The sequence below is a fragment of the Ruegeria sp. ABD4_443 genome, from assembly GCF_056160865.1.
Window position 1 is genome coordinate 345,990 of record NZ_JBSWYA010000003.1, and the last position, 23,201, is coordinate 369,190.

At 54.2% G+C, this 23,201-nt stretch carries 20 protein-coding genes and 1 pseudogene; 13 read left to right on the forward strand and 8 right to left on the reverse strand.

What is annotated here, in order from left to right:
* Window positions 1–15: 15 nt before the first annotated feature.
* The 3 genes from ACXAG8_RS08685 to ACXAG8_RS08695 are packed head-to-tail and all read left to right on the forward strand — an operon-like array spanning window position 16 to window position 5,996.
* Window positions 16–2,724, forward strand: a complete 2,709-nt coding sequence (locus tag ACXAG8_RS08685) for a class I SAM-dependent DNA methyltransferase (RefSeq protein ID WP_475223463.1) — start codon at window positions 16–18, stop codon at window positions 2,722–2,724.
* Entirely contained in the window at window positions 2,725–4,797 is a 2,073-nt protein-coding gene (locus ACXAG8_RS08690) for a DEAD/DEAH box helicase (RefSeq protein WP_475223464.1), read from the forward strand.
* The gene (locus tag ACXAG8_RS08695) at window positions 4,797–5,996 is read left to right on the forward strand and encodes a GIY-YIG nuclease family protein (protein WP_475223465.1); all 1,200 of its coding nucleotides are present in this window, start codon (window positions 4,797–4,799) and stop codon (window positions 5,994–5,996) included. The genes ACXAG8_RS08690 and ACXAG8_RS08695 overlap by 1 nt, the downstream gene beginning before the upstream one ends.
* Before the next feature lie 266 nt (window positions 5,997–6,262).
* Here ACXAG8_RS08695 and ACXAG8_RS08700 read toward each other — a convergent pair whose 3' ends face one another.
* Both ACXAG8_RS08700 and ACXAG8_RS08705 read right to left on the reverse strand, forming a co-directional pair.
* The gene (locus ACXAG8_RS08700) at window positions 6,263–6,769 is read right to left on the reverse strand and encodes a hypothetical protein (RefSeq protein ID WP_475223466.1); all 507 of its coding nucleotides are present in this window, start codon (window positions 6,767–6,769) and stop codon (window positions 6,263–6,265) included.
* 374 nt (window positions 6,770–7,143) lie between these two features.
* Window positions 7,144–7,485 carry an EamA family transporter gene (locus ACXAG8_RS08705; RefSeq protein WP_475223467.1) on the reverse strand — a complete coding sequence of 114 codons (342 nt, stop codon included), beginning with the start codon at window positions 7,483–7,485 and terminating at the stop codon, window positions 7,144–7,146.
* 273 nt (window positions 7,486–7,758) lie between these two features.
* Here ACXAG8_RS08705 and ACXAG8_RS08710 point away from each other — a divergent pair, with 273 nt between their 5' ends.
* From ACXAG8_RS08710 to ACXAG8_RS08740, 7 genes and pseudogenes are all read left to right on the forward strand, one after another.
* On the forward strand, window positions 7,759–9,036 hold the full coding sequence (locus ACXAG8_RS08710; protein ID WP_475223468.1) for a hypothetical protein: 1,278 nt from the start codon (window positions 7,759–7,761) through the stop codon (window positions 9,034–9,036).
* Between the two features lie 47 nt (window positions 9,037–9,083).
* On the forward strand, window positions 9,084–9,818 hold the full coding sequence (locus tag ACXAG8_RS08715) for a COG3904 family protein (protein WP_475223469.1): 735 nt from the start codon (window positions 9,084–9,086) through the stop codon (window positions 9,816–9,818).
* A gap of 126 nt (window positions 9,819–9,944) precedes the next feature.
* Window positions 9,945–10,232: a thermonuclease family protein gene (locus ACXAG8_RS08720; protein WP_475223528.1), complete on the forward strand. Its 288-nt coding sequence runs from the start codon at window positions 9,945–9,947 to the stop codon at window positions 10,230–10,232.
* A gap of 9 nt (window positions 10,233–10,241) precedes the next feature.
* Window positions 10,242–10,892, forward strand: coding sequence for a 5-formyltetrahydrofolate cyclo-ligase (locus tag ACXAG8_RS08725; protein WP_475223470.1), 651 nt, complete (start codon window positions 10,242–10,244; stop codon window positions 10,890–10,892).
* A gap of 515 nt (window positions 10,893–11,407) precedes the next feature.
* On the forward strand, window positions 11,408–12,355 hold the full coding sequence (locus ACXAG8_RS08730; protein ID WP_475223471.1) for an ankyrin repeat domain-containing protein: 948 nt from the start codon (window positions 11,408–11,410) through the stop codon (window positions 12,353–12,355).
* A gap of 57 nt (window positions 12,356–12,412) precedes the next feature.
* On the forward strand, window positions 12,413–13,279 hold the full coding sequence (locus ACXAG8_RS08735; protein ID WP_475223472.1) for a hypothetical protein: 867 nt from the start codon (window positions 12,413–12,415) through the stop codon (window positions 13,277–13,279).
* A 52-nt stretch (window positions 13,280–13,331) separates the two neighbouring features.
* Window positions 13,332–13,864, forward strand: a pseudogene (locus ACXAG8_RS08740) (IS5 family transposase); the annotation flags it as partial.
* A gap of 91 nt (window positions 13,865–13,955) precedes the next feature.
* Here the strand turns inward: ACXAG8_RS08740 and ACXAG8_RS08745 are convergent.
* From ACXAG8_RS08745 to ACXAG8_RS08760, 4 genes are all read right to left on the reverse strand, one after another.
* On the reverse strand, window positions 13,956–14,678 hold the full coding sequence (locus ACXAG8_RS08745; protein ID WP_475223473.1) for a hypothetical protein: 723 nt from the start codon (window positions 14,676–14,678) through the stop codon (window positions 13,956–13,958).
* A gap of 459 nt (window positions 14,679–15,137) precedes the next feature.
* Entirely contained in the window at window positions 15,138–15,836 is a 699-nt protein-coding gene (locus ACXAG8_RS08750) for an SH3 domain-containing protein (RefSeq protein WP_475223474.1), read from the reverse strand.
* Window positions 15,827–16,651, reverse strand: coding sequence for an LEM-3-like GIY-YIG domain-containing protein (locus ACXAG8_RS08755; RefSeq protein WP_475223475.1), 825 nt, complete (start codon window positions 16,649–16,651; stop codon window positions 15,827–15,829). Before ACXAG8_RS08755 ends, ACXAG8_RS08750 begins: the two co-directional genes overlap by 10 nt.
* Window positions 16,652–17,764: 1,113 nt before the next feature.
* Window positions 17,765–18,166 carry a helix-turn-helix domain-containing protein gene (locus ACXAG8_RS08760; protein WP_475223476.1) on the reverse strand — a complete coding sequence of 134 codons (402 nt, stop codon included), beginning with the start codon at window positions 18,164–18,166 and terminating at the stop codon, window positions 17,765–17,767.
* 250 nt (window positions 18,167–18,416) lie between these two features.
* On the opposite strand from ACXAG8_RS08760, the gene ACXAG8_RS08765 reads away from it, so the two are divergent.
* From ACXAG8_RS08765 to ACXAG8_RS08775, 3 genes are all read left to right on the forward strand, one after another.
* Window positions 18,417–19,607, forward strand: coding sequence for a hypothetical protein (locus tag ACXAG8_RS08765; RefSeq protein ID WP_475223477.1), 1,191 nt, complete (start codon window positions 18,417–18,419; stop codon window positions 19,605–19,607).
* A gap of 486 nt (window positions 19,608–20,093) precedes the next feature.
* Window positions 20,094–20,531: a recombinase family protein gene (locus tag ACXAG8_RS08770; protein ID WP_475223478.1), complete on the forward strand. Its 438-nt coding sequence runs from the start codon at window positions 20,094–20,096 to the stop codon at window positions 20,529–20,531.
* Window positions 20,528–21,145: a DUF3885 domain-containing protein gene (locus ACXAG8_RS08775; RefSeq protein WP_475223479.1), complete on the forward strand. Its 618-nt coding sequence runs from the start codon at window positions 20,528–20,530 to the stop codon at window positions 21,143–21,145. Before ACXAG8_RS08770 ends, ACXAG8_RS08775 begins: the two co-directional genes overlap by 4 nt.
* Window positions 21,146–21,341: 196 nt before the next feature.
* Here ACXAG8_RS08775 and ACXAG8_RS08780 read toward each other — a convergent pair whose 3' ends face one another.
* A complete protein-coding gene (locus ACXAG8_RS08780) occupies window positions 21,342–22,142 on the reverse strand; it encodes an ATP-binding cassette domain-containing protein (RefSeq protein WP_475223480.1) in 801 nt (266 codons plus the stop codon).
* The gene (locus ACXAG8_RS08785) at window positions 22,118–23,200 is read right to left on the reverse strand and encodes an ABC transporter permease (RefSeq protein ID WP_475223481.1); all 1,083 of its coding nucleotides are present in this window, start codon (window positions 23,198–23,200) and stop codon (window positions 22,118–22,120) included. The genes ACXAG8_RS08780 and ACXAG8_RS08785 overlap by 25 nt, the downstream gene beginning before the upstream one ends.
* Window position 23,201: the final 1 nt, after the last annotated feature.

Below are 23,201 nucleotides of genomic sequence, written 5' to 3' on the forward strand. Positions count from 1 at the left end.
CGAACGGACTACTTTATGAATCCTACTGAGATCTTCGAAGCTCTGGAACAGATCTCCTCGAACCCATTTGAACCGAATGAATTTCCATTCGAATTCGCTGAGGCTACGGATGTCGCCCAAGCAGCGATAGCCAAACTCAGGAACGGAACAACCAATAAATCCGACCAACCAGGCGGCGTCCTGGTCAGCAAGAAATTCCACTATGCCCCCGCCATGACCGGCATGGCAGCTGTCACGCTGGAGGCCCTGCGCAATTCAAAGAAGACCAGCACGGCGAAACCTGCCATCCTGATCGCTACGGATGGCGAGATGGTGGCAGCCGAACATCGTGCCAGCGGCGACACACTGCATTGCCGCTTTGATGAGATCGGTGACAACTTCGGCTTCTTCCTGCCCGCAGCAGGCAAGGAACGCTATGAGGCGGCGGAAGAAAATCCGATCGACGTCAAAGTCACGGCCAAACTGGCCAAGCTCTATGACGCGCTGGTGCGAAAGAATCCGGATTGGGCCAGTGACGCGCGCCGACATGAGATGAACCAGCTGATGATGCGGCTGATCTTCTGTATGTTTGCCGAGGATGTGGGCATCTTCCCCGATAACCAGTTCAGCCAGATCCTGTTCAACCATGCTGGTAATAAAGGTGAGGAAGCGCGCGAGGTAATCATCGATGCCTTCACCGCCATGAACCGGCCTAAGGACAAGCGCAGCGATCTTCCTGCTTGGGCGGGTGATCTGGAATATGTGAACGGCGGGCTCTTTGCGGAATCCATCGACGCGCCTGTCTTTGACGTGACCGCCTATCGTTATCTGCGCGATGCCTGTGACGAAGACTGGCGTGAGATCAATCCGGACATCTTCGGTTCAATGATCCAGTCCGTGGCCGATCCTAAACAGCGATCGGAGCTGGGGATGCACTATACCTCAGTGCCGAACATCATGAAGGTGATCGGGCCGCTGTTCTTGGATGATCTGGATGCCGAAATCGACAAGGCGTGGGAACGGCCCAATGGCCTACGCAAGGTGCTGACCCGGATTGAGGGGATCCGGGTATTTGACCCCGCCTGTGGGTCAGGCAACTTCCTGGTCGTGTCCTACCGCCAGCTGCGCGAACGCGAGATGCGGATCCTGAAACGGCTGGAGGAGTTGACGGCGGAGAGCACCAAGGAGATGTTCTCGGCCGTAAAAATCGCCAATTTCCACGGGATCGAGATCACCGATTTTGCGGCCGAGACTGCAAAGCTGGCACTGTTCATCGCCGAATACCAGGCGAACGCTGTGTTCAAAGAGGTTTTCGGCCAAGGACCGGTTAGCCTTCCACTGCGCGAAAGCGCCCATATCGTCTGCGACAACGCCCTGCGTGTGGATTGGGAAGATGTCTGCCCACCTCCTGTGGAAGGGCAAGAGGTTTTCATAGCGGGCAATCCTCCATTTTTGGGAAAAGCGAAGCAAACCAAAGAGCAGAAGGCTGATCGGGACTTCGTCTTCGATGGGAAGCTGAAAACCTACAAAGCTCTGGATTTTGTTGCCGGGTGGACTTTCAAGGCGGGGGACTACATTCGAGGGAAAAAGGCGTCGGCGGCTTTGGTGTCGACCAATTCGCTCTGCCAGGGCGCATCCGTGCCGATGCTTTGGCCTGCAGTTCTGTCAGGTGATCTTGAGATCTCCTTTGCCCACAGGTCTTTTAAGTGGAGGAACAGCGCAGCAAAGAACGCTGCGGTAATCTGTGCCATTGTCGGGATGCGAAATAAGTCGAATGCCCCTAAGCGACTATTTGAAGCCGACTATGAAGGGTTAGTCCAGCACATCAATGCATACCTTGTAAGTTATCCAGACGTTTGGGTTCGGGGTATTGGGAAGAGCATTTATGACCTGCCTCATATGGCTTTCGGCAACATGCCGTATGACGCTGGTAAGCTATTGTTCAATCCTGAGCAAAAAAATGACCTTCTTGATGCAGAGCCGGGGGCAGAGAAATTTATCCGGCGCTTCATGGGGGCCCAAGAGGTCACCAAGGGCATCGAACGATATTGCTTATGGATTGGGGACGATGAGCTTCAAGAAGCTCTGGCTCTTCCGAAGGTAAGCGAAAGAATTGAGGAAACGCGCAAAGCGCGTTTGGAAATGAAAGATGCAGCTGGCAAAGCTCTTGCAGAGAGGCCTCACCAATTCCGTGAGCACTATTCGGCAGAAAAACACGCAATCTTGATCCCAAGAGCTACGAGCGAAAATAGACCCTATCTTCCAGTCGAAAAGGTCACCTCAAAGACCATCAGCGGTGATGCCAATCAAGTTCTTTATGACGCTCCCGACTGGTGCATCGCTCTAATTGCTTCACGCGTCCACCTCATTTGGATTGCAACCGTTTGTGGAAAACTAAAGACTGATTTCCGCTATTCCAATACCCTTGGTTGGAACACCTTTCCTGTGCCGAAATTCTCAGAAGATCAGCTTGAGGCGCTCAATGCCTCGGCCCGCAAGATCCTAAAATGCCGCTATTCCCATTACCCAGCCACCATCTCTGAACTCTACGATCCCGACAAAATGCCCGGCGATTTGCAAGCCGTGCATCTGGAGAATGATGAGCTGCTGGAAACCATGTATATCGGGCGGCCCTTCCGCAACGACACCGAACGGCTGGAGCATCTTTTCAAGCTCTATGCTGCCAAGATCAAACAGATTGAAAAACAGGCTGCGAAACCCAAGCGCGGCAAAAGGAGCAAATAGATGGCTCAGATGCTCAATGTGACCTACGGGCGCTCGAAATCCTCAACCAACGCCATGGGTATGCGCGAAATGCAGGCGCGAGCCTATGCGGCGCGGGCGGCGCAATTTCTGCTGCTGAAAGCGCCCCCGGCGGCGGGGAAAAGCCGGGCGCTGATGTTCATAGCACTCGACAAGATGCGCCATCAGGCTCGTGAAAAGACCATCGTCTGCGTGCCGGAAACCTCGATTGGCGGGTCGTTCCGCTCGACCGATCTGACCAGCTATGGGTTCGAGGCGGATTGGGAGGTCGAGGACAAGTGGAACCTCTGCCTGACCGGCGATGACGCACAGGATCAGAAGGTAAAGGCCTTTGTTGAGTTCATGAACTCGGACGCGGAGGTCCTGGTTTGCACTCATGCCACCTTCCGATTTGCTTACGACCAAGTGATAGAGGAACAGGGGATCGAGGCCTTTGACGATTGCTTTATCGCAGTGGATGAATTCCACCATGTTTCGGCGTCGGACCACAACCGCCTGGGCGTGATCCTGCGGGCACTTGTGGCGCGAGAGAAATGCCATCTGATGGCGATGACCGGAAGCTATTTCCGGGGCGACGCGGACCCTGTGCTGCGTCCAGAGGATGAAGCCAAGTTCACCACGATTACCTACAGCTACTATGAACAACTGGAGGGCTATGAACACCTCAAAGCGCTAGGTGTGAATTACCAGTTCTACAAGGGTAACTATGTCAACGGCCTGGAGGGTGTGCTGGACCCGGCGCAGAAGACCATCATCCATATTCCACACCGTGGCTCGTCCGAGGCGTTCGACGACAAGAATAATGAGGTCGGGAAGATCATGGATTTCCTGGGCCGCCATGTCGGGCGGGATCCGGATACTGGATTCGATTTGATCGAGCTGCCCGATGGACGAGTTCTGAAAGTAGCCGACCTCGTGGATGACGGTCCGGGGCGCGGCATCGTCAAGACGGCGCTGTCGCGGGAGATTAAAGGAGCTGATGGTAAACGCGATGATGTGGCGGATCGTGCCAAAGTGGACATCATAATCGCGCTCGGCATGGCCAAGGAAGGGTTTGACTGGGTCTGGTGCGAGCATGCGCTGACAATTGGGTATCGGTCTTCGCTGACCGAAATTGTGCAGATCATCGGTCGGGCCACGCGCGACGCTCCGGGCAAACCCCGTGCCGTCTTTACCAATCTTGTGGCGGAGCCTGGCGTCGAAACAGATGTGGTCTCGGACGCAGTAAACGACATGCTCAAGGCGATCTCTGGATCCTTGCTGATGGAGCAGGTTCTGGCCCCGAACTTCAAGTTCTACCGCCGTGAAGACGGGGATGTGCGCGAGCCTGTGCATACCGATGGTCAAGGCAATGTCATGATTGGTATCAAGGGCTTGATTGAACCACCCACTGAGCGCGCCAAGGAGATCTGCGAGCAAGATATGCACGATCTGCTTGCAGCTGCATGTCAGGCAATGGACAAGCGTGTTTTAGCGCCTGACACAGCCCCTGAGGTCGCTACTCAAATGATTCTGACTGACATTATCGAAACACGCTATCCAGACCTCAGCGACGAAGAGACCGAAAGCGCTCGTCAGCACCTTGCAGCCCATATGAACATCTTGACCCTTGCCCGCCAGGAAGAGGAGCCCGGTATGGCTGAATCTGCCGCCGCTTTTGAAGGCAAGTCGACAGACGTCGATGATGATGGGCAGGATGAGCCGGAAGGTGCTCCGAATACGCTTTTACAAATGGTGAAGAAGTTCATCAACGTGCGCGAAATCGATGTCGATCTGATCGACAGCGTGAACGCCTTCCAGGAACGATTTGAAATTGCCTCCAAGTCACTCGATTCACAGCTGCTACAGCACGTCCAATCCGCAATGGTCGCCATCCGTGTTTCCATGACTGAAGAAGAAGCACGGACACTTTGGCCGCGGATCAAGGCGTTTCGGGCAGCAGAAGGGCGTGAACCCAATCTGAACTCGCCCTATGCATTGGAAAAGCGGATGGCTGACGCCTTGGCGTGGCTCAAGTCACAGAAAGCCAAACGCATGCGTGAAGGGACACTCTGATGCCCAGGCTGACCCTCGAAGAAATCTTCTCGGAACCGGACGAGTTCGGCCTTCTTGAGGTTGCCCCTCAGAGGCAGGTTGCGTCAAAATCTGATGATGGAACAGCAGTCCTTAGCGACGTTTCGCGGTTTTTTGAACAGCACGGTCGCCTGCCAGATCCGGACGCTGAAGACCACGAAGAGATGCGCCTCGGAACCATTTGGGACAAGCTAAGGCAATCTCCGAGCCAGGACATATTGGATGCGGATCGGCTGGGTCTTCTGGCTGGTCCGGAGCCTGAACACGCGAACTGGCGGGACCAACCCGCAGAAGAAGTTATACCAGAAAGCCTGGACGACATTTTTGCCGATGACGATCTCGAGGTGCCAACAGAGTTCTCGGACCTCCGTCACGTCACACCGTCTGCAGAGAGACATCAGCCTGAACATCGCGCAGAGTTTTTTCCCTGTTCGGATTTCGAACAATTTCAGGCGAAGTTCTCGCAGATTCAGGCCGCGCTTGAAACAGGTGAGCGGAAAACAAGGATCGTCGAGAAATGGGCCGTTATCGAACCAGTCGCCGGGGATGTATTCATCCGAAATGGGCTTCTGTGCCTCGTGGTTGAGCGGATGCGCAAATCTTCAGGCGGGCTTTCCCAAGAAGATCGGCTGCGCATTGTGCTGTCCAACGGAATGGAAAGCGACCCCATGGTCGCTTCCTTCCGCAAAGCGCTCAACGAGGATAAAACCGCCCGTTCAGTTCAGAAGGTCGGGTTGGGGCCTCTTGATCCCGCATGGGAGGCTGACCAGCTGTCTATAACTGGGACGATTTATGTCGCAAGGTCCATGTCCGATGATCCCAACATACGGCCGCACCGCGACATTCTTCACAAGATCGGTGTAACCAGTCAGGATGTGAAACGGCGCGTAGCGGATGCAAAAAATGATCCAACCTTCCTTCTGGCCCCTGTTGAGATTGTTGCAACATACCAATTAGAGAATCTTCCCAGGGAAAAGGTCGAGAGCATTCTTCACCGATTCTTCCAAGCAGCGCGTCCTGCAGAACTATTCGTCTTGGATCGCTTCGGCAAGAAGGTGCATCCGAAGGAATGGTTCTTTGTCCTGCCCGAGCATGTGAGCCAAGCGGCTAGTCTGATACAGCAGAAGAAACTTCACCTTTACCAATACAACCCACAGAAGCAGGCTATCGAAAAGAGATAGCTTCCAACCGAAATTAGAAAGAGTAAACAGTATAGGTTTCTCCCTCGCGCGGCCTTCGGCCTTTCTCGGTCCGATGAACACCTCCCCTTCGGTCGATGCTCAGCCAAGCCGTATTCTTAACCATAGGGTTCTGACTGCTGAAGACTGGTTCCCTTCCAACAAGCCAAAGAAAAGCATTACGACCAAAGTGCAGGTCGTATTTGCGACGGCTTGAAGAGGAAGTAGCTGGTTACCTGTAGCGTTGCAGACAGGCCCCTGGCGGTTACCTAAATGTTCATGAACTCCCGAAATACAACGAATTTTTCGAAGTGTTTCTCGTCGAAACTCATCTTCGTAACATACTGGATAACTTCATTAGATTCAACATCTTGACAATCAAAAGATCCTTGCTGCACTAAGCTCAGCCAGTGCATGTGACCAATCTCCGGCAAAAACTCGGTGCGCGCTGCTCGTTCGGAAGCATCGATGTCTGGATCCACCTGCACAATCATGTGCCAATGAGGATTCACATCCAACTTTTCCGGGAAGGCAAACCAGACCAATCGCTCGTCCGGACGCCTGCCCCATTTCGGCCCGTTGATCTCGCGATTCACACGCGCATCCCACTCCTTTAGTAACCGGCGCATGCGTGGATAACCCAAAGGCTGGTGGTTTGATGCAAGCGTAATGAAGTGGGTGAAATCATAGTTGGCCAATTTCTCACGTAATTCATCACGCATATGCCTGTGTAGCTGTGTGCGCCGTCCGCAGTTGGTTGCGACCCAGTCTTTCATGTGTCCGGCTCCATGTGTTCGTTGGATACACCAGGCGTTATAGCGACCTCGGCTCCGATATGCAGAATGTGGCTAAAAAAATCGCCCGCAACATCCCATGGATCGCCAATTGGCGACCTTTGCGAGGTTCATTTCTCGTGACCTAATCTCGTAATTTTTAGCTTTACCGATTGCTTGTTCACAGAAAGGATCTGGCACAACAGGAGGTTTGGACCAATCAAACGCTGTGGACCCAGAACCCATCCCCTTAATCATGCGTGGGGAAACCTAGGACTTCGATATTGTAGGGATCTGGCGAACGGGCTTGAGCGAAGCGCTGAGCCATTCCTCGCCCACTTGCGTGATTGGGTTCGCTGTTTGCAGCTCTGCACCCATCAGACAGATCCAGCTGTTGCTGGTCTCCATTTTTTCAAACCCGAATTGTCTCTTCGACTCACGCTTTGGCCGACCACAACAGAGCCAATAACTATGACTGCTCCTATGGACTGGGTGAGGCTAAGCGTTTGTCCCAAGTATACCCAGCCGAGCACGACAGCTGTTACAGGGCTCATCATGCCGAGCATCGAGACTGCACTGGGCTCCAGGCGCGCTATGCCACGAAGCGAAAGGGCGTAAATAGCAGCTGCACCAATCAACCCAAGCCAAATTTGACCGGCGATATTTGTCGCGCTGAGCGCTGGTAGTGGCGGCTCAAGGAGCAACGCGACCGGCAACATTCGAGCCACCGGCCGTCAATTGCCACGCCATAAAGCTCGCGCCGAAGTTGCCGGCGTTAATTTCCGGGTGATCACCACAAGACAGTCCTCGCACTTTTTCGATGAGGCTAGGTCGTGTTGTGACAGCGTTTCACAGCTGGCAACTGGCGAAATCCAAGCTGTTGTCTGACAATGATTGATTACGCTGACGCTACGTGCCGATTGGTATGAATCGTGTTAACCAATGATTAACTATTGGTCTAATGCGATTTAGAGTTTGGATTTTTGGCAGCTATGACAGAGAACAGAGATCGCCTTTCGGCGGAAGAAGCAAAAGGCCTCCGAACGGCGAAGGAACTGGAAGCTCACCTATCGTGGCTAGACACCTTCACGCCGGCAGCCTTGGGCGTCCTTGCAATTGCGTCCGGTATTTACACCTACCTCGGGGTATCTTCGCTACTCGAAGATAATGGTGCCGTCTCGTTCTTTGCGGCAGTGGCCTATTCTATCGCGGTCTCGGTCGGGATCTTCGTTTTCTGGAGCTACATGCTTCGACTGCTCCCTTCCATGAGAACGGCCAGCGGCTTCATTGGGCTGACTGTTTCGACAATTGTTGGCTCGGTCGCCATTATCGCAATGTCGAGCTGGCTCAACGCTGCGGCGCTCGCCGGATCAGCCGCCGTGGAGCAGCATCTGGAAAACACGGTGCGTGATTACCAAGCGGCACTTGAACAGTCCCATGACATCGCACTGCATGGTCAGGCATTGGGTCGTGAGGTGGAACGCGCGCGCCAGAGTTTCGAAGAGCTTGCTGAACTTGAACAATCTGGTGACTTGTCCGGAACCGCAGGACGAGGTGCAGTATTTCGAGTCCTGACCCAGAAGGCCGAAGAGTTGCGTAACCTCGAGGAGCAAATCGCTGACCAACAGCCACTTATCGAAGAGGCGTTCCAGCAGGGTAACGAGATTCTGGCCAGAATGCGTGAGCTCACTGTAGCGCCAGGTCCTGTCGACCGGCGCTCCGTGCAATTCTCAGAGGAAAGCGTGAAGCTTGCAGGGGTAATATCCCGTTTGAACCAATATAGTGTCGCTCCGCTGGTCGCCCGTGCTGCCGAAGATCTTCCTTCGTCGGTGGTTCTTCCCGAACTTGATGGGCGAAGCTCAGATGTGCGCAGCGCTCAGTCGTCCACGATCAACTCCGTGCTTAACGCACTCGATCAGCGAAGCAGAACGCTCAAGAACGCGGCCGACGAAGTTCTGGACATGGAGCCACCCATTGAAACCGCCTACAACCCGATCTCAAGCGCAGACGCCGTAATCAAGTATGCCCATAACTTTGTTCCGTCATGGGCCGGAGCCATCGCCATCGATCTGCTGCCGGCCGTTCTTGTGTTCGTGTTGGCAATCACACAGGCTGCTATTCGAAGTGGCAAGGACGGTATGAGCATCGAAGATACCCTGACGCTTGCGGATCTAAGAGCTGCCATGAATGCGATGAAGGACGTTGAGGCGACTATGGGTGTTGCCGATGCAGCAATCCTCGAACGCACATCTCAGAAAATCGAAGATTGATGAAGAGCTTCATATCCAGGTTCGACCCACGATCGGGGCTGAGATACGTGCTGCTCCTACAATTGGGGATCGCAGGCATCCTCATTGTTTCGGATGTTTTTAGCGATGCTCAATTGTCTTTCCGAGACAGGGAAGAGCTTCCTTCCGGACCAGTCTCGCCTGGCGATCAGCGCCGAGAATATCGCACTGATCGCACGGACCCGACACTGCTACCCCGAGACGAGCCGCTTGACGTGCCGGTGCCTGAGAATTTTCCCAACCGGTTGAACTTTACTCAGCACGAGGTTGCTGATCTTGGGCGGGTTCTGCTTCTCAGCGGCCAGATTGAGCCAGGGGACGCTGGGCGCTTTGCTTCCTACTTGTCTGACATGCAGGGCAAGCCTGATCTGATAGCGCTCCATAGCCCTGGCGGAGTGGTGTCTGAGGCATTGTCCATCGGCAGACTTCTCCGGGAGGCGGGTCTTTCTTCTGGCGTTCTAGCCGGAGCGGTTTGCTTGTCCTCATGCCCATATATTCTCGCCAGTGGCTCCGAACGATTGGTATCGCGCCGGGGTATCGTGGGAATGCACCAACACTATTACGAGCAACCACGCCTGATCCCCGTCGTTTTTGCAGTTGAGAGCATTCAAAAAGGCCAGGGAGAGACGATGCAACATCTTATCGATATGGGCGTAGACCCAGCGCTCATGCTGTATTCGCTCAACACACCGCCCGAGCAGATCTACGCGTTAATTGAAGACGAACTTTTGGATACACGGATAGCGACGAAGCTTGTCGACTAACCAAAACCGAGGGGATGGAGCTTGTTAAAGAAACTGACTGCCGCGCTTGCTCTGATTAGCACAACCGCCACTGCAGGAGGTGTGCAGGTTCGCGACGCAGATACGATTGTTGTCGACGGGACGCCTGTGCGCCTGCAAGGGGTGGACGCACCGGAACTCGGAACTTCTTCGGGACGAGATGCGCGCCGGTGGATGGTCAACTTCCTGCGCGGTAAGGCGGTAGAGTGTAGGCTCACTGGTGAGCGAACATATGATCGTTATGTTGGCGTTTGTTACGCTGATGGGCAGGACTTAGGCGCTGCTGTAATCGCAGCTGGCTACGCACTGGACTGCGCGCGATATAGTGGAGGTCGCTACCGGAAGCTGGAGACCTCGGCTGCGCGATCACGGCTGCGTCGAGCGCCATACTGTTGAGGCAAGCACATGAGTGAGAGTGAAACTGATCGTGGTGGATCAGCCCCCTGTTACCAACACCTGGTTTTTGGAGGTGAGAGCATAGATCCTGGTGCTGCGCGCGACGTCGCACGTTTTCGCCGCGCTGAGCGCACGCGATTGTTGGCCTTAAGAAAGATGCCAGTTCAGGATCGGGATGCGGCCACCAGGACTTTGATTGAAGGGCTGGATAATGTGGTCGCACCCCAATCGGGGATGAAAATCGCAGTCTACTGGCCAATTCGGGGAGAGCCAGATCTTCGCCCTTGGATGGCATCAAGCCACGCAGCCGGCGCCCGGATTCTGCTCCCTGTCGTGGTTGCAAAGGATCAACCTTTGGAATTCCACGCGTGGTCACCTGGTTGCGAGATGATACGCGGTGCGTGGAATATTCTCGTCCCCAAGACCGGCCATGCCGAGAAGCCAGACATTGTCATCGTGCCTCTCGTAGGTGTCGACCAGGCACTCTACCGGCTTGGCAACGGCGGTGGATATTACGACAGAACCTTTGCTGCATTGCAGCCCCGGCCTAACGCAATCGGCGTCGGTTTTGTGAATTGCTTGATCAAGACAATCTTCCCGATGCCCTGGGATGTTCCCATGAACGAGGTTTTGTTATCGGATGGAAGCCATTTGCCTTGATAGGCAATGCGTCTTTCCCAACGTCATAGAAGGCACAGACACTGAGTGCTACGGCTCGGGTGGATGGTGTGTTGGTTGCTGAACGTTATTCTTAACTGGTATACAGCTCAGCTGGCGATCAGGGAAAACGCAGTTGTTAGCAAACGGGACGCAATCTTGGGTTAACCTTTCGCGAGCAATGGCCAAGACAAAGGTTTATACCTTCGAACCGGAACGGGGGCGTTCGAATCACTTTTCCATCAAGTCGTCCAGATGCGGAAGCAGTGGCCACATGATAATCACCCAGATCAACCAGCAGGCAGAGGTCGCGTCGGTGCCGTAGGGACCCCGTCTGAGAGAAGTGCATGTGCTACGCCATGGCGAACAGCAAGCCGACTCAATTCACGTCAAGGGATGCTTGCAAGTAAACGTGGGACAAGGCCAATGTCCTCGCGGTTGACGAGCCTGCAAGCCTTGCGTGAAGCATAGGAATGTCTAATTGTTCATTTGTGACGGATTGTTGAGAAAAGGCAGATATGCGGCAAACATACTTCAGCCTACTTTTATACTGGGCTTTTTCAGCCAATGCATCTGCCTGCGTGGTTGATGCTGAATTCATAAGAGAGAGCAACAGCGAAACGCTGATCGCTTGCCTAGAAGGATCGGAGAGTGATGAGTTTCTGAATGAACGCAACATGGAACTAGCTACTGTTCTGCATTTAGCTGTCGAAACAGGTAAGGGCCACGTCGTGCTTGAGGCAATACGTCGAGCCGCTGGCGAGGAGGGGTGGCCGGACCTGCGAGACCGCGTGGATAGTGACGGGCGCACGGCACTGCACATTGCTGCCGAGATTGGTGAATCCGCCGAAACCGTCCGCTGGCTTTTGACTTGGGGAGCGGATCCAAACGCGATGTATGCGGTCGAAAAACGGTGGAATCCCATGTCCTGGGACTACGGAATTGTGCCACTCCACTTAGCCGCTATGAAACCTAACAGCGCGAATGTTGTATCGGCGCTAATGGCAGGTGGTGCGAAACCGTCAATAGCACGCCCGATCGTTTCAAAAGCAGGCAAATATTATTGGCCTGCATTGCTGGATACGATCCGTCACGCTGAGGACCTAAGGGTTCTAAATGCCTTTGCGGCCGGTGGAGCGGACTTTAGTGTTGTTTCAAACGATGACAACAACGCGCTGCATGTTGCGGCGGCCTGGGACCGGTCGAGTAGCGTGATCCGTTTTCTCCTTGAAAAGGAGGTGGATACCAACGCGACTAATGATGAAGGTCAGACACCTCTGCATCTCGCCGCTCGTTTCTCATCGAAACCGGAAATTGTGGCGAGCCTCCTAGAAGCTACGGACGATCCGTGCGCCGCAGACACAAAGGAGCGAACCGCACGCGAATTTCTTAGAGTTAATGAAGTTCTCGCTGGGAACCATGCGCTAGAGCGCCGGTTTCATGAGGTTTGCGTCGAAGGGAATTGAGAGGTTATGCGGCGAATAGCGAGCTTCGTTTTTCGCGTGCTCAGGCGAGGCTCATTCTTGTTAATCTTCATTGTGTTGATCCTCTGCAGCAATATCCTTTTACTGACCGCTGACGCAGTTTACGACGCCTCAAAACGGGGGCTCTGGAGTTTAGCCAGCATTGTGGCGGATGTCGGCACCCCGACGACTCATCGCGGAAACCGTGAAGCGGTGGTCAGGCTAACTACGCAGACTGAAATTTTCGAGGCCGAGGCCCAGCGACTAGATGCCGAGTTGCGGCGTTCACGAAACGAAGTGGCAAAACTTGGAGCTGACAATGAGACGCTAAGTCGACGCGCTGCCGGTCTCGCGAACGAGAAGGCGGAGCTCGATCGAAATCTTAGACGCGTTCGGCGAGAGGCAACGGATTTGTCCGCCGAAACCGCGGAACTCAACGCCGAACGCGCTCGCCTTAATCGTAGGCTTGCTAACCTCGAAATTCAAGTAAACAACCTTGATGGACCGCTCCGCGAGCGTGTCGGTGCGATCAACGAACGGCTTGCTCGACGAACATCGCGAATGATCTCCACTAATGTGTCCTCTATGGCGATCGAGGCGGCGCCATATGTAGGCGCCGCCGCAATTGTCGCCGTTACCTTCATGGAGGTCCGCGATGCCTGCTTAACTCTAGCAGATACCCGCGAGATGTCGGAGCTACTTTTGGGTGAGCCCCACGTGGAAGTTCCTGCCTGTGGCTATTCGCCAGCGGAGTTTTGGGATATTTTATTAGGAGGTCCTGACGCGACTTCGTGCCACGATCTAAGTGCCGATATGCCAGCCGAACTGCGGCTCGACTGTTCAACAATCTCGCGCCCTGGCGAAGCCGCGTCACCGAATTCCGATGGTGGGCCTGAGTTCGAGAATGTAAGGCGCCCAGGCGAATGAACAATTTAGTGATCGGCGAGGCTTCGGTGACGTGACCGCGAACCGATGGCATCGGTTTGGGGGTTTGGCCGCCAATCATGGTGAGGAGAAGACGGTTATGATCGACGCAACATATCTTAAAGCCCATCGCACGGCGTCCAGCCTTGCGGTGAAAAAGGGGGACGTGGCCGTCTGATCGGCCGAACCAAGGGCGGCATGAACACCAAACTGCATGCTATCTGTGACAGCAAGGGCCGTCCACTGCACCTGTTCGTGACTGCCGGTCAGGTTAGCGACTACATCGGCGCCCGTGCCTTACTGAGCAGCTTGCCGGACGTTGACTGGTTGCTTGGGGATCGCGGGTATGACGCCGACTGGTTCAGAGAAGCGTTGAAAGACAGGGGAATACGCGCCTGCATCCCAGGCAGAAAACAACGCAAGAAGCCTGTCCGATATGACAAACGTCGATACAAGCGTCGCAACCGCATTGAGATCATGTTTGGCAGGCTCAAGGATTGGAGGCGCGTGGCAACCCGATATGATCGCTGCCCCAAGGTCTTCCTCTCGGCAATAGCACTCGCCGCAACAGTCATCTATTGGCTATGAGTCCTGAGCCTAGCACTGCCTGTTTGTCCTTTTGAGTTGCTGCACCTTAATAGACCTGCAACTTTGGCCCCAAGCGACAGTTTTTGACCGCTCAAGGCCGCTGGCCAGAATACTTATTGATTGCGGTGTCTACATGCTCCTTAAACGTTGGGTCTTGGTAATTTGAAGTGGACTTAAGCGCCCTAAAACTCAAGAAGTCTTCTTTGGAAGCCGTCCAAGAGGTCGACCGAGAAAGCGTGTATGCAATGTATAGATTGACGCGATATTCTCGCTCGGGATCGTCTCTAATTATCGCATCGATCAACAATTTAGGGATCCCGGCTTCGCCTCCATTGATGTCGGCTAGGATCTTGTCACTGAACTGCCGCCTGTAACCGCTGAAAAAACTGTCCCTAATACTATTGGTTGTATAGTCACTTGGTATCCGGTCGTTTTCCGTCAATGTTGCCAAAACAGATGGTGAAGCTACTGGTTCTGATCCTCTAGTTAGCACCCTATCTAGAGTGTTTCCCTTGTGCCCGGACGCTTCGTCTTCCGTATCAGGTTTCGCCTTCATAAAATATTCAATTACCACTGAAAACTCTTCATCATCCGAGTAGAGAGGATGCAAAACGTTCGTAACAAAGGTTAATCGACCCAACTCATCGCGCTCAACTTGGTCGTTCAAGACATTGTTGAGAGTAGAAACAAAGTTCAATTCCCTCTCAAGGAGGTCTTTTCTTGAGACGAAAAAATGATTGTATCCGATCGAAACTACTGCTGATACAACGGCGGACCCTAAGATGACGCTTATAGATGATGCTGTCTGAGGCATACCTAAAACTCCAAATTGTTACACTAGAAAACATAAAAACAATATGCTGAGCAAACGGGGACCAAGCAACGTCGTTGGCTCTTCCGGTCTTAGTATTTGAACGACTCTGGTGTCAATTACTGCGTTGGTCATTGGCGTCCGCATTGGAGAAGCCGTGGTGTGGCGTCAAAAGCCGTATCGGACGGTTGGTCTGGGTCGCGCGTGAAGGCCTGTCTCCTGGCGTTGATCACGAACGTTCTGCACCGCTTCTGTTGCCGGAATTGAGCGCGAAATTACTGATGCTGCGCGATGCCCGAGGGCCCGGTTTTCGACAGGATGATAATAGATTTCAGCAACCTGAGATACCAAGATCTACGAATTGAAAACGAACACAAACTCATTTCCAGCAATTTCATTCCCAAGAACAGCGCCTGTCAGGATTTGCTTTGAATTGACTCAACAGACGCGCCCGAAATGAAGTCATTCAGGCTCCAAGAATGCTCCGTGGACCCATCCAGTTTGATTTCCGAACCGAACCAATACCCAACGTGAGCCTGGGTCAATTCCGATAACTTCGATTGACTGGGCGCGATGGCTGAATGATCCAATGATAGGTGATCTAGCTGACGGTTCTGTTCTGATATTCAGAACATCGTCGGAAGCAACGCCCGTTACACGGAACATGATTGCAGGAGTTTCTTGAACAGCTTGATCAGCTGATGGGCCTGCTGAGTTTTCTGTCTCGCGGTTTCTATCATCAACTGCTAATGGCCCTCCAACAATTGATACGATGACGACGAGCGCAACAAAAGCGATAAAAATATAGAGGACTGTTCTAAATAGGCCCTTGAAGATGGCCTTAGCACTGGGTCCTCTTTGTGCGGCCAAACAGCCCTCACACAGCCAGAGCTTTTGTTTTCGTGTGTAGTTTCGCTGATCTGTATTGAATACCCAACTCTTCATAGCCCGTTTAGACTTCTTGTCATCGAGCAACGCACCAACGACTGTTCCGACCCCCACGCCCTTCTCGGACTTACCGGTTTGCACATTTCGGGTAACTTGAACCATTTCTGGTTGAGGTTTTCTAATCCCGCAACTCGTGCAGGTCCTTACTGTATATTTCGCCAATGTGTTCGCCCGCTTTATTGTATTGATGCCTGCATCGGTTTTTATGGCCAATATCGGATCGGGTTTTGAATGTGCTTCAACTTATCGTTCTCAATCCTCTTTCCCCTCAAACCTACATACTCGGCCCAAATGTTTTCGGGTGCCGGTATTCCGTTGAATCCTTTTCTGCCAATGATGTCGCCGCCTTGTAGTATTCGGTCTGGGAAATTTCTGTTTGTTGCGTCCAGCCACTGATGCGCTTCAAAAGCACCGACCACAACCCCTCGAACAACGGCCAGCACATAGTCAGCCTGATTTGCCCTCGCTTCGGATATTCGCCATGCCAGCCGAACTTGTTGGTAAATTTCTTCAACCGACGTTCTGTCTTCCAGTCGGTTTACATTGATCAAGATGAGTTTGTGGCTTGGCTCCCAGTCAATGGCCGGAAGTGCATACTTGTCAATCAACTCGGTTACGCTCATTGGGCCTTTGGAGCCGCTGCCGTGACCACCTTGAATATTGCTTAACCCGGGGAAGGCATCAATCACAGCCGCCTCTACCTCAAAAATTGCGGCCTCGGGTATGTCGTGTCTGTGTATCACATGGATTACGGACAGTTGTGCGTTCAATATCTCGCGGATGCGTTTTGTTTTTGCAGTTGCCTCATCCTCACCATCTTCATGCTTGAGACTAGCGGGGTCGGTGGCATGCTGGAAAACGCGGTTTCCCTTTCCTTTGCCGACGTAAAATGTTTCCCCGTTTCGCGGATCAATGAGCCTGTAGACATAGTTGCCCAATTTCTCCGCGACCCCCTCCGGGAAACCAGATGCACAGTTGTTCTTGAGCGCCAGTTCCAAAGAATCCTCCAACCACGGAAAGTTTCTCATTTTCTAGCACCTTAATAAGCATTTCGGCAATCAAGGTCGGGGAAACCAAGTGCTAGTGTGTCGATAACAGAACTCGGCAGAGTCAGCGTCAAAGGCAAGTTTGTCCGCGATCTGTCATTTCTTATTGCTCCCGGTCGTGCGCCTGCAGCGAATGTCTCATTTCACAAGCCTCACTGGACGATCTAACGAGCTGCGCTCGAAGCCGACTTAGCGCCGATGAAACTTCCGCGACACGTCGCCGGCCGCGCTTCAGTTGCTTGCCGAGAACAGCCAATTTAGCATTGGGAGCTGTAACCGGCACAAAAAACAGTCGGACGTGGTCAGGTCGTCTGCAGCCAGCACTCCTATCGACGATCCATTTCACTCATTTCCGGAGGTCACTATGGCAATGCAGTGTCAAAGTTTATCCACCGGTTTCCAAGTTAATCTCCTGGCCATCTTGAGCGACGTCTAGCCTCCGATCTTGTATTGATAGCCTAGAAGTGATCGTCGGATTGTCGCCCTTGGAACTGCTCAATAATCTACCAGGTTTGCTCCGTTGCGTTCACACTCGATGTGGGTAGCAGCAAACCGTGCTGTGCGCTGTCCTAAATTGCTTTCATTCCCTTACGGGAGCACCGGTTGGTCGGTCTGGGTTTGGTCGCCATGCGCGCTTTCCAGGCCTACCTTTGGTCCCGTTGTTTTCCGAGTTTCTTACTGCAAAGGGTTTTGCGCTCAAATAGGTTTACATTTAGCCAGAAAAACCCTGACTTTTGCCCGGATCTGTCAACTTAACGTAAACTTAGTGTAAACCTTTTGGCGCGAAATTGGCTGGTTTGAGCGGAATTGGGTTTACATTCCGCCGATCTCGTCCGGCGCGATGTAAACCTTTGTCAACCTTATGCAACCTTTTGACTTAGTCGTGGGATCCGGCGAGGCAAGACGGACGAGCCATTCCTCCCCGCCGTGATGTTACTGGTTAGCTATAAGCTCTCTTAGCGGCGCAGAGGTGCCGCAAGAGTTGCACCCGCCGCAACGTAGGCTCGGGATCGCGACCGTTGCTCACGTCACGCTGAAAGCGCAACCAGGCGCGCTCATTGGGTGTCAGTCGGTCTCTCTTTTCATGCATCGCACCTACCTTCCGAAAATGGTCTTGATTGCCGTCTCTGACCGACTGGTCAGCCGGGGATCAGTGTTATTAGAGGCCTTGCGAATTGCTTTCAGCCAGCCAAGTTCATTCGACGTGACAGGTTCTCCGAACACCTCGACAACTGCCTCGGCTGCAGTCGGGCCTATCGACTGCTCAATTGCGAGGCGCATAAGGTAAGCGGCGTCAACTTCCAAAGCTTTCGCCAAAGCCGGAACGCGATCCAATGCCACCTTGGAACTACCCTGCTTGATCATCGTGATCATGTTGGGGCTGACGTATCCAACCTGCGCCGCGATCTCGGCCTGGCTCTTGGTCGGTTTCAGTTCGAGCACCCTACGTTCGACATATTTCGCCATCCGGCTGTTTCCATACAATTTATTGGTCATCGCTATCCTCTTAGATGTGATGCAGCACGCGCTGCATGTCTTCGTTATAGCGACGGTGATAATGGGAATGTGTGGCGGGACAAACGATGGTTCCGCCAAGACCTATGTGCGATCCGAACCGAAACTGTTATCCGATATAGACCAAACTTTTTAAGCCTCGCGCCGCAACCCGTTAGGGCTTGAACCAAGGCTCTTGCGCCGATCACTCAGGCTGCGAATACTGAGAAGAAGAAATTTCTGGAGCTCGGCTATGGTGGAAGTCCTGGCGAATTTGGAACAGTCTTTCAGTGTCACCGCTGCCGGTGTCGCCGGAGGGCTGGAGGTTTTCCGCGAGATCCTGAACGCCTACGGCGGGGCCGCTGAAGGCTTTACCGATTTCCACTCCGGTGTGCTTGACCGAGAAGAAGGTTACAAAGCTCGCAACTACGAGATCGCTCGCAAGCGGCTCGCGCTTACCGACTGGGGCAAACTTTCGCCCGGTTCGGGGAAAATAGTCGCGCGCCTCATCGACGCCATCGAAATCCGAGAAGATAAGGCCAAGGGCATCGTCCAGAACAATCTGCTCACGTGGTGGCCACCCAATCTCGCACATCGCCACGTTCTCAACATCCGCGACGAAAGCGGCGCCCGGTTGGTGAAGCTTGAGCAACTGCTCTACGACCTCTACCTTGATCTTCGCCCGGAGGAAGAGATCTTTGTCGAACTATCGCAACAAGACTTGATCGGGCGAAATTATCCTCTCCTAGGCTACTTCTTGTTTCTTAAGGATATTGACCGCTTCGTGCCAGTAACTCCAGGTGGGCTCCAGAGAGGACTTGTCGAGATTGGCGTAGAGCTTTCACTTGTCGGGAGGGCCTCCTGGGAAAACTACAACGCCTTCCTGCAGTGCCTTAGGGACATCGCGGTGGAGCTTGCGAGACAGACGGGGCTCGATGTTCGACTTATCGATGCGCACACTTTTGTATGGGTCATAGGTTCCTGGGAGCGGCCCGACGCGGCGGGGCGCATATCACACCGGGGAGGCGCGATACTCACTGCAGCGCGGGAAAAAGCCCACCGCCGCATGGTTTATACCATCCAGAATACAGTAAAGAATGCGAACGGACAGATGGAGCTACGGCGCGTTAAGGACAAGATAACTGACATGACGGATGCTGAGCTTGAGGCACATATCGACGAATTAATGACCGAGGGGCGGAGCTGCAAGCTCACTGGCTGCGAGATGCTCTACGACGGCGAGCCCAGGACCGAGTTTGAGAAGCATTTTTTGGTGTCACCGGACCGCATCGATTCCGACCGCGGCTATATCCGCGGCAATATTCAACTGGTGTGCCAGTTCGCGAACTTCTTTAAAGGTCACCGCTATTCCGCTGCGGTCTTCAAGGAACTTCTTGAGAGTGTTCGGATGGCCTCCCCAGAGGTGCAGGGCGACGCGGAATAACCAACGACACTAGGTGCACTCACACCTCTGCTGACCCGCCGAACCTATGTGTCCACTCACAACTGTAGCGGCCACGCTGACCCTTAGGCGCACCGCGGTTGTGGAACGCCCTAGGACATTGGCTCGTCCTCGTTTAACCTTTGCAGGTTGGCCGCAATGAAACCGCAACGTTATTTCGGCGCTAGCTGCCACTGAAGTAAAGGACGTGACGCCAACAGCCCTTATTTTGTTGATTTTCGTTCTGGACGCTCGCCTTCGGGAGGCAGGGGTCGGAGGTTCGAATCCTCTCACTCCGACCAATAGAACAAGGCGCCCTTGGGCGCCTTTGTTGTTTTCCGGGGACCGGCCATGGCAACCAGGCTTGCCAGTTCACGCTTTTGCAGGCGCTCCAGCCGATCCACAAGCCATTGCCGCAGCTCCGCTGCACCCCGACCCGTAGAGCTTTTGAAGCCATAGAGGTCACGCAAGTGGCCGGATGATTGTGGCGTGTTTCTTCGCGAATGGTTAAAAGGGACAATAATCAAGCCAGTAAAAACAAGCCATAATGACCACTCAAACCACACGAGTTCAATTGGGACAGAAATCTCTGGCTTCGATGAAGCGAGCGGTATGACGTTCGAGCTCGACAGCCCCCATGGCCGCATGATGGCCACCATGCTAGCAGGCCTCGCCCAGTTCGAACGCGACCTCATGAGTGAGCGCATCAAGTCAGGCCTCGCCGCTGCCAAGGCGCGCGGAAAAAAACTGGGCCGCCAACTCGGCCAACGCCCAAAGTTAGACCGCCTCGCCCCAAAGGTCTTGATACTGATCGCGGAAGGCCGCTCCTATCGATGGATCGCCCGCGACACCGGCATCTGCAATAACACCATCCTGGCGATTGCCAAGCGCGAAAACATCACCCCAAAACAGGCACAGAACCCTTGAAAAACTGGTCAGAAAAACTTCGAAAAACCTTTGGCCTGGAAACATGCCCAGAAGCGCTTTTCTACGAGTTTGAATTTGCCCTGCGCTTCGAACTCGGCGGGGAGCAGTTCGGAATGAACCAACCGATAAGACGTTTCCTGCAAGCGCATCAGCGTGCGAACTCCATCGCCGAGACCGTATTCGGCAATGCTACCGACGTACATGCCTTCACCAAGAGCTGGGGAGACAGCAAGGGCCCGGCATCTGATTTCAGCGGCCTAAAGTTCGTGCTGCCAAAGATTGGGCGCGGAGACTTTGCACAGCTCACGCAGAGCGATGTCGATGAAGATGAGCGTGAGTTCTGGCACGTAGCCCCGATATCTGACGCCCTGCAGATAAGAGAATTGCTTTGGTTGGACATCGCGCGCGAAATGCCCGTCGAACCTGCCTCGTATGGTCACAACACATGGTTGGTTGATTTCGAGCATGAAATTATCCTCAACGCCTATGACGACCGTGGCCTGGACGTCATCAGCACCAAGAAAGCGATGTTGCAGCCGCTATACGAGAAATTCTCTGATTGGCTGCTCGACTATGATCGCAACAAGATGGACGCGGTCTTCAAAGAACCTTAGCGCAGGATTTCGCCCCTATCCGCAACTGACCCAATGAGATGCCACCGGCCGCTGTCATTCGGTCAGCCAAGGTCTTGGACAAGGTGGACGTTCCAGTTGCGGGCGGACCGGCGATGGACGATCCGTCTGCGCCGCCAGGCACGAGGCGCTGCCAGGACCTTTCCCGGCAGCGTCTCGGCAACTTGGTTGGGATCGCTCACGCGGCGTCCTGTGCGGGCGGCTCCTTGGCGCCCGTCATAAAGGCGACCGCATCGGACATGGTATAGTCCTTGGGATTGATGGTGCAAAGCCGCTTGCCCAGCCGGTGAATATGAATTCGGTCCGCAACTTCAAACACATGGGGCATGTTGTGGCTGATCAGAATGATCGGGATGCCGCGGGCACGCACGTCCTGGATCAGCTCCAGCACCTTGCGGCTTTCCTTCACCCCAAGGGCCGCCGTCGGTTCATCCATGATGATGAACTTGGTGGCGAAGGCTGCGGCGCGGGCCACGGCGACACCCTGGCGTTGACCACCTGACAAAGTCTCGACCGGCTGTTTGATCGATTGGACCGTCATCAGGCCAAGTTCGGTCAGCTTGTCCCGCGCGAACTTCTCCATCGCGGGCTTGTCGAGCATGCGCAGGTATTTGCCCTGCCACCCTTCCTTGCGGATTTCCCGGCCGGTGAACATATTGTCGGCAATCGACAGTGCCGGAGACAGGGCGAGGTTCTGATAGACAATCTCGATCCCCATTTCGCGCGCCTCGATCGGCGAGTTGAACTTGACCGGTTTGCCCTCGATCAGAATCTCTCCTGCGTCGGGGATGGTGGCGCCACAGATCGCCTTGACGATCGAGGATTTGCCAGCGCCGTTATCTCCGATGACGGCCAGGACTTCGCCCGGACGCAGTTCGAAGTCGGAGTGGTCGATCGCGGTCACGTGGCCATAGCGCTTCACGATTCCGCGGGCTTGAACAACAGGAGCAACCATTATGCCGATACCCTTCTGATCCATTGGTCGATGGCGACCGCGATGATAATGAGCCAACCGATTGCGAAGACCTGCCACAGCACGTCAACACCCGAGAGGCGGAGACCGGACCGAAAGACGCCGACGATCAGAGCTCCGAACAAGGCGCCCATGATCGAGCCGCGCCCACCAAAGAGCGAGATGCCACCGATAACCACGGCGGTGATCGAGTCGAGATTACCTTCGTAGAAGGACTGGGGCGAGATCGATCCGACCCGGCCGATGGATGCCCAACCGGCAAGGGCGCAGACGAACCCGGCAACCCCGTACACTGAAAGCAGGGTGCGATCCGTGCGAATGCCGGACATGTCGGCGGCTTCCTTGTCATCGCCGATGGCATAGACATGCCGGCCCCAGGCGGTCTTGTTGAGCATATACCAGAGCACGACGAACACGACGATCATAAGCAAAGCGCTAAGGGTGATCCGGGCGCCACCGATGTTGAAGGCCGCGCCGAAGAATTTCAGGAACGGGGCTTCGGCGTCGATGTCCTGCCCGCGGATGGATTGCGCACCCGACAGCCACAGCAAAAGCGCGTAGAAGATGGACCATGTGCCCAAGGTGGTGATAAACGGGGGCAGCTTGATCTTGGTGATGAACCAGCCGTTCAGCACCCCGGCACCGACGCCACCGGCAAGTCCGACGATGATGGCAAGTCCAGAGGGCACGCCGGCAAATACGGCCAGGTTGCCCATGACGACCGACATCAGGACCATGATGGCGGCCACCGAAAGGTCGATGCCCGCAGTAATGATGATAAGCGATTGCGCCGCGGCCAGAATACCGATGATCGACACTTGCTGCAGGATCAGGCTGAGATTGAAGGCCGAGAAGAATTTTCCGCCTGCAATCAGTCCGAATGCGATCAGGCTTAGAACCAGAACGATCACGGGGACCAAGGTGGGGTTATTGTGAAGCACATGCTGGATACGCTCCAGCGGCGTGTGGCGTTTGACTTCAAACGACGCAACTTTGGTATCGCTTTGATCCAAGGTCTTTTCGAAGTCCTGCCCCTTTGGGGTTGTTGTCGTTGTATCGGACATG